Annotated in this window: 6 protein-coding genes and 4 pseudogenes (1 of these 10 only partly in view); 7 read left to right on the forward strand and 3 right to left on the reverse strand. The window is 45.0% G+C overall.

All coding sequences use genetic code 11. The features are described from left to right. Positions 1–9 precede the first annotated feature (9 nt). The 5 genes and pseudogenes from dprA to hemF all read left to right on the forward strand — a co-directional run bounded on the left by dprA (position 10) and on the right by hemF (position 3,647). A complete protein-coding gene (gene dprA / locus J5O05_RS10260) occupies positions 10–1,035 on the forward strand; it encodes a DNA-processing protein DprA (RefSeq protein ID WP_244369557.1) in 1,026 nt (341 codons plus the stop codon). Positions 1,036–1,037: 2 nt separating this feature from the next. Beyond that, positions 1,038–1,512, forward strand: a pseudogene (locus J5O05_RS10265) (DUF494 family protein). A gap of 88 nt (positions 1,513–1,600) precedes the next feature. Then, positions 1,601–2,161: a DNA topoisomerase family protein gene (locus J5O05_RS10270; protein WP_208841991.1), complete on the forward strand. Its 561-nt coding sequence runs from the start codon at positions 1,601–1,603 to the stop codon at positions 2,159–2,161. Positions 2,162–2,166: 5 nt separating this feature from the next. After that, positions 2,167–2,730: an L-threonylcarbamoyladenylate synthase type 1 TsaC gene (gene tsaC, locus J5O05_RS10275; RefSeq protein WP_208841992.1), complete on the forward strand. Its 564-nt coding sequence runs from the start codon at positions 2,167–2,169 to the stop codon at positions 2,728–2,730. Position 2,731: 1 nt separating this feature from the next. Next, a pseudogene (gene hemF, locus J5O05_RS10280) lies at positions 2,732–3,647 on the forward strand (oxygen-dependent coproporphyrinogen oxidase). A 46-nt stretch (positions 3,648–3,693) separates the two neighbouring features. On the opposite strand, the pseudogene J5O05_RS10285 reads toward hemF, so the two are convergent. Together J5O05_RS10285 and J5O05_RS10290 are read right to left on the reverse strand one after the other, a co-directional pair. Beyond that, positions 3,694–5,303 (reverse strand): annotated as a pseudogene (locus tag J5O05_RS10285) (methyl-accepting chemotaxis protein). 105 nt (positions 5,304–5,408) lie between these two features. Then, complete coding sequence (locus tag J5O05_RS10290; RefSeq protein WP_208844512.1) at positions 5,409–5,873, reverse strand: group II truncated hemoglobin; 465 nt, start codon at positions 5,871–5,873, stop codon at positions 5,409–5,411. Between the two features lie 24 nt (positions 5,874–5,897). On the opposite strand from J5O05_RS10290, the pseudogene aroE reads away from it, so the two are divergent. Both aroE and J5O05_RS10300 read left to right on the forward strand, forming a co-directional pair. Beyond that, positions 5,898–6,720, forward strand: a pseudogene (gene aroE, locus J5O05_RS10295) (shikimate dehydrogenase). Beyond that, positions 6,717–6,962 (forward strand): DUF1488 family protein, encoded by a 246-nt coding sequence (locus tag J5O05_RS10300; protein ID WP_208841993.1) that lies wholly within the window; start codon positions 6,717–6,719, stop codon positions 6,960–6,962. Before aroE ends, J5O05_RS10300 begins: the two are co-directional and overlap by 4 nt. Here J5O05_RS10300 and J5O05_RS10305 read toward each other — a convergent pair. Continuing rightward, positions 6,953–7,068 carry the final stretch of a gamma carbonic anhydrase family protein gene (locus J5O05_RS10305; protein WP_208841994.1) on the reverse strand. 406 nt of this gene lie beyond the right edge of the window, so the window shows 116 of its 522 coding nt (coding positions 407–522); its start codon lies beyond the right edge, outside the window; its stop codon occupies positions 6,953–6,955. The genes J5O05_RS10300 and J5O05_RS10305 overlap by 10 nt on opposite strands.

The raw sequence follows: 7,068 nt of genomic DNA on the forward strand, positions 1-7,068 counted from the left end.
GCCCAGGTCTTGAAATTCAAAACGCTGTCAAAGTGGCTTGCCGCCCACGTTCATGCTATCGAATCACGACACGATCTTGATTACACGTTACTCAATGAGTCTCACCAAGCTTATTTTGCGGCGCCTCCCCATGCACTTATTAATCGTTACATGGTTGAGATCGACGCTAAGCAAATACAGTGGGTAGGTCTTTTTGATGAAGCGTATCCTACCCGATTAAAAGAAATCAGTCTGCCGCCATTAATCTTGTTTTACTTTGGTGATGTCTCATTGTTGCAGGCACCACAACTGGCTATCGTCGGAACTCGTAACCCTACGGTTAGTGGTAAAGAGACCGCTTATGAGTTTGCGTTTCGCTGTGCTGAGGCCGGACTGACGATCACGTCTGGTTTGGCTTTGGGTGTCGATACTTCCGCGCATCAGGGAGCATTAGCTGCAAAGTGCAAAACTGTGGCAGTGCTTGGGACTGGCGTGGATGTTATCTACCCAAAGCGAAATCAATCACTTTACCGTGACATCATCGGTGCTGGGCTGGTGGTCAGCGAGTTTTTACCAGGAACTGTGCCTAAACCTGAACATTTTCCGCGTCGAAATCGTATTGTTTCAGGCTTGTCACTTGGAACTTTAGTCGTGGAGGCTGAAATTAAAAGTGGTTCGCTCATTACGGCGCGTTATGCACTAGAACAAAACCGAGAAGTCTTTGCTGTGCCCGGATCGATACGAAACAGTATGGCCCAAGGTTGTCACTATTTGATAAAGCAAGGCGCGAAATTGTGTGAAAATGCTGAGGATATTCTTTCAGAATTCGCCCTTTTTTATGAAAACAGGCTATATATTAATGTAGAGCCGACTAACAAAATGGTGGAGGCGTGCCCCGTATTAAACTGTCTTGGTTATGAAGCAACATCCATTGATGCTTTACAGCTAAGAACCCAATGGCCAATTGAAGAGCTAACCGCTCGATTATTGGACTTAGAACTTGAAGATAAAGTAGCTAAGGTTGCCGAAGGCTATATGAAAGTCGCTAGGGGGTAGAGATGTTTGATATTTTAATGTATTTGTTTGAAAACTATATTCACAACGAATCTGAAGTGTACGTTGAGCAAAATGAATTAACGAAAGAGCCTCGAACGTGCTGGATTTAACCACGACGAAATTTACAAAGCGCTAAATTGGTTAGAACAGTTAGCTGATCTACAACACAGTGACGAAATCCCCTACTTAAACGCAAGAGCCGACCACTCCATTCGTATATACAGCCAAGAAGAATGCGAAGTGCTGGATATGGAATGTCGGAGTTTTTTAATGTTTGTTGAACGCATAGGCGTAATTGACAGCACAACACGGGAAATGGTTATCGACCGTATTTTTGCGCTAGAAAAGTCCATCATTACGCTTGAAGATTTAAAGTGGGTTATCTTGATGGTGCTCTTTAATGTGCCAGGAAAGGAAAAAGCCTTCGCGCAAATGGAGGATTTGATTTTCGAAGAACCCAACGGCCTACTTCATTAATCTATACACCTGTAAGGGTCAAGGCCACTTGACCCTGCTTAGATTGCCGCTATAGTAGGCACAATTTTGTGCCAGGCCCCGATAATTGATGAGCAAAATAGATCACTCGTTGTTTAATGCTGATAGCCATGCTTTAGAAAAAGAGTATGAGGTTTGTCCTGAATGTGGTTCAGAACTGCGGATTAAACATGGCAAAAACGGGGCATTTTTGGGTTGTGCAAATTACCCAGCTTGTAGTTATTTACGGCCTTTGCATCATCATGACGGTCACGTTATTAAAACCCTTGATAGTCTTTGTCCAGAATGCCAACACCCTTTGGTTATAAGAAACGGTCGATACGGAATGTTCATAGGTTGTTCGGGGTTTCCTTCTTGTCACTACATTGCACCAGACAGAGAAGAAGAAAATATCGAAGTTTTGCCTTCGTGCCCCAAATGCCAAAAAGGTCATTTGGTCAAACGCCAAAATAAATTTGGTAAGCATTTTTATTCCTGCGACAAATACCCAAGTTGCAAATACAGCGTCAATGATAAACCCGTCGATGGAACTTGTAGCCAATGTGGATTTGGGTTACTGGTGGAAAAAAAACGGGCTGGAAAAATTGTGTTACAATGCCCGCAAAAGACGTGTCAGCACAAACAAGAGTAAGCACGATGACCACAGAGCAACTGCTATCTGATGTGGTATTAAAACTGAATCAAGGTGGCGTCATTTGTTATCCTACCGAAGCGGTATTTGGGTTGGGTTGTGATCCCGATAATCAGGCTGCAGTTACACAGTTGTTGGCCTTAAAGTCACGAACACAAGACAAAGGTACCATTCTTGTTGCCGACAATTATGGGCAATGCCTACCCTACGTCAACGATGCAGCCATTCCGATGGACAAGCGAGCAGCCATTTTTTCAATGTGGCCAGGTCCAATCACGTGGCTTTTACCAGCCAGCAAACACGCCCCAAGTTGGCTTACCGGTGGGCGTTCTTCTATCGCTATTCGCGTGAGTGCTCATCCAACGGTCAAAGCATTATGCCGACAGTTTGGAAAACCGCTTGTTTCGACCAGCGCTAACGTAAGTGGCTTACCGGCGGCGCGAACTTCAGAAGAGGCACAACGTTATTTTGCGGATCAAGTGGCGATTTACCTTGATGGCAACGTGAATCATGACGCCACTCCAAGCCAAATTATAGATGCGCTAAGCGGCGCAATCCTTAGGAACTAATATGTCGAACACACAATTGGAAGCTGTTAAACAGTTTTTACTCGCACTTCAAGATAGTATTTGCCAAGGACTTGAAGCGGCGGATGGAAAAGCAAAATTTGTTGAAGATGCGTGGGAGCGTGCAGAGGGTGGTGGCGGTCGTACGCGAGTTATCCGTGATGGCGCTGTCATTGAACAAGGCGGTGTGAATTTTTCGCACGTCTACGGCGCATCGATGCCTGCATCCGCGACAGCGCATCGTCCTGAACTGGCAGGACGTAGTTTTCACGCTTGCGGCGTGTCTTTAGTGATTCACCCGAAGAATCCTCATATTCCAACCAGTCATGCTAATGTGCGCTTTTTTATTGCCGAGAAAGAGGGCGAAGCACCTATTTGGTGGTTTGGTGGAGGCTTTGACCTGACACCTTTTTACCCTGCTTTGGAAGATGTAAAACATTGGCATACGGTAGCGAAATCATTGTGTGAGCCGTTTGGCGAGAATGTATACAGCGACTACAAGAAATGGTGTGATGATTATTTCTATTTAAAACATCGAGATGAGACTCGCGGAGTGGGTGGCTTATTCTTTGATGATTTAAACGAATGGGGCTTTGAGAAAAGTTTTGCATTTATGCAAGCTGTTGGAAATGGTTACCTGGACGCGTATGTGCCAATTATTGAAAAACGAAAAAATGAACCTTTTGGTGAAGCCGAGCGTCAGTTCCAGCTTTACCGTCGTGGTCGTTACGTTGAGTTCAATTTGGTTTGGGACAGAGGCACTTTGTTCGGTCTACAAACAGGTGGGCGTACGGAGTCAATCCTGATGTCTATGCCACCGCTTGCACGTTGGGAATACGACTATACGCCAGAGCCGAGACTCGAAAGAGGCGTTACTGTATACGGACTTTTTGAAGCCGAGAGCGTGGTTAGATTTATAAAAATATTAACGTTTGGAATAAAAAGGCGCCGGAGCGCCTTTTTCAATTATTGCAGTTTGAATCGACGCACCTGATCGTCTAGGTCTCTTGCAAGCTGTAGCAACTCTTCACTTATCTGTTTGCTGCCATGAGCATCCAGCAGTGAGCGTTCGGCGTTGTCCCTGATGGCCACAACACTGCGGTTGATTTCTTCTGCTGCCAAATTTTGTTGCTCTGTAGCATCGGCTATTTGCACGTTCAAATCATTGATCTCGTGCATTTGGTTTGAAATGTCTTTGAGAGCTTGCGCAACTTGTTTGACTTGCATGGCCCGTTCGTCCGCTTCTTCACATGATGCATTCATTGCTTTAACCGTTTGAGCCGCCTCTGACTGCAATTTGTCTATTGTGCGTTTAATTTCATCGGTTGAGTCATGGGTTCGAGTAGCTAATGTTCTAACTTCATCTGCGACTACCGCAAAGCCACGTCCTGCTTCGCCAGCGCGAGCAGCTTCAATCGCAGCATTTAAGGCGAGTAGGTTAGTTTGCTCTGCAATACTGCTGATCACTTCCAGCACCTTACCTACTTCAAGTGTTTGTGCTTGCAGTTGGCTAACCTGAGTCGTCATGCGGTACGTACATCTTGTGCAAGCTGATTAATGCTTTGCTCGGTTCTGTGTGCAACAGCCATGCTTTCTTCTGCTAAATGGTTACTGCTGTCCGATTTCTCAGACGCAAAATGCGTGGTGTTTTTGACTTCAGCGGATGAACTTTCGAGTTCGTTGATTGCCGCTGCAACCGAGTCGGTGCCTTGCTTTTGTTCTAAAATGGCGCGTTCAGTCTCATCCGCAGAGTTATAGATTTTTTCGGCACTACCAATGAGTATGTGGGAGGACGAAGATACGTTCGCAATACTCTCTGTGAAACCCGTCATCATTTTGTTGAAGTTGTCTGCGAGACGACCTAATTCGTCATCGACATTATCATCAATACGTAAACTAAGATCTTGATGTTGAGTTGCAAGGCGCATCGTACGGCCAAGTGTCTTCAGACGTACAATAAAGATTTTCCGAAATAGGATGCCAAGAATAACAAACGTGGTTAGGAATATGCCCGACAACAATCCGCTGCTTAGCCACGTATTTTGTTTTACTGTCGTGTCGATGTCATCAAGTGAATAGCTGATCCGGACGACCCCCAACACTTGGCCTTCGGTGGCGGCATGGCAACCTAAACAATTCGTACCTTTGTAATCTTGCTTTGCAACCATGGGTTTTAAGTAGGTCATTACGCGTTCATTTTTGCGGTTTTCGATGACCAATTGTTCACGACCATTCAATGCCTCTTGTTCGGCGTCACTAATGGCTTTTTGGTTGGCATTACCGGGTCCAAAGAGTTTGATCACTTGCGCGCCGCGAATAATGTGCGCATCGCGAATGTTGGGGTGAGCACGCAACTTATTACTCAATATCTCTCGGTTGGCCATTGTACCGGTGAGCATCATGGTGTTGATCGAATCAAAGTAGTTATCTGCCAGCAAGCGAATGCTTGATTCGACCGTTTCCTGTGCAAGCGATTGTTGTTGTCTAGAATTCGACAAAATTGATGCGATTAAGACGAGGACACCCGTCAACGCTAATAAAGCATAAATTTTGTGTTGGATTGATTTCACGCGCATGGTTCTTTTTCCTTAATAAGGACGTGAATTATGCGCGTAAATCAAAAAGGAGATATTGACTCAGCGCAATAATTGCCCAGCAAACCAATTTATATACATCATACTTTATTCTTGGTTTATCATGTGTGTAGCCAATTGGGACAAGCTGTTGCGTAGTCCTTCTCGTAATAAAGGATTATCAATTTCGATATCCAATGCTTTATTCATACAGTGCATCCATTGATCTCGCAAGGCTTTATCGATAGGAAACGGCATATGGCGCATACGTAATCTTGGGTGTCCATATTGCTCTGCGAACAGGTCAGGTCCGCCGAGCCAACCGGATAAAAATTCAAAAAAGACTTGTCGAATACGGTCTAACGGAAGAGGGTGCATATCATAAAGTGGTTTTGCAAAGGGTTCCGTTTCCATTAAATCATAGAACCGATTTGCAAGGGCACGCACCGCAAGTTCCCCGCCCATTATCTCGTAGGGCGTTTTATCTGGAGCTGGTGTATCAGGTGTACTGGCGGTATTTGAGTTTTTGTCGCTTGCATCTTTTTGAAAGATACGTTTAATTAACTGCTTCATCATGTCCCAGAAAGTAATCAAATAATGGATAAGTACGCGGTAGTAGGTAACCCGATAAAACACTCAAAGTCACCGATGATCCATAAGTTGTTCGCGCAACAACTAGGTGACGCACTTACTTACGAGCCAATCCTAGCACCGATAGAAGCTTTTGAGAAAACGCTTCACGCATTTTTTGTCAGTGGTGGTCTTGGTGTCAATGTAACCTTGCCTTTTAAAGAAGAGGCATATCAATGCGTTGATGTCTTAACTGAGCGAGCGAAACTTGCGGGGGCTGTCAACACCATAAAGCAACTTAGCGATGGTAGCCTTCTTGGAGACAATACCGATGGTGCGGGACTTGTTGCGGATCTTCGCCGTCATGGCGTGAAATTGCAAAACAGTACGATTTTATTACTGGGAGCCGGTGGAGCAGCTCGCGGCGCGATATACCCATTGCTTAAGGAAGGTGTGTCAACGGTACATATTGCTAATCGCACGGCTCAGAAAGCGGATCACTTGGCTTTACATTTTCGCGCTTATGGTTCGGTGACAAGCAGCGGAACTCAATGAGATCCCAGATGTGCATTATGATGTCATCATCAATGCCTCTTCATCTTCTGTTACAGGAGATGCACTGCCTATTGATTCCCGAATTATTGAACAGGCATCGTGTGCCTACGATATGTTTTACCAAAATGAGCTAACCTCCTTTCTTTTACGTGCTAGGGAATGTAACGATCAAATACGATGCGTTGACGGACTTGGCATGCTAGTGGGGCAGGCCGCGGAGGCTTACTTGCTGTGGCGTGATAAGTTACCCGAAGTTGAACCCGTTTTAGAACGCATGAAATTGGAGATGAGATGAATCAAGCCATTTTATTCAATGACGATGCAACATATTGCTCAGATAAACAATGCATTACTTTTACGGCTATGCAGCAAGGGATGCGAATTGAATGTCAGATAGCTAAAGCATTCAACTCGTCTGCGGATGCCATTGCCCACTTTGAGCAGTGGCGTTTCGACTATGAAGAACAATCTGAAGAGCTGATAGAGGCAGAAGCATTTTCAGCTCAGGGCATCATTACGCTGAAAGCTTATAAATAGTCGTTTTTAAGTTCTACGTAGTTCTGTGCTGAAATACTTAGAAAAGCGCGTTCATCTTCCGTCAGTGGACGCGCTTGTTTAGCGGGACTCCCAACATACAAATAAC

This window comes from Pseudoalteromonas xiamenensis (assembly GCF_017638925.1).
Classification (GTDB): Bacteria; Pseudomonadota; Gammaproteobacteria; order Enterobacterales; family Alteromonadaceae; genus Pseudoalteromonas; species Pseudoalteromonas xiamenensis.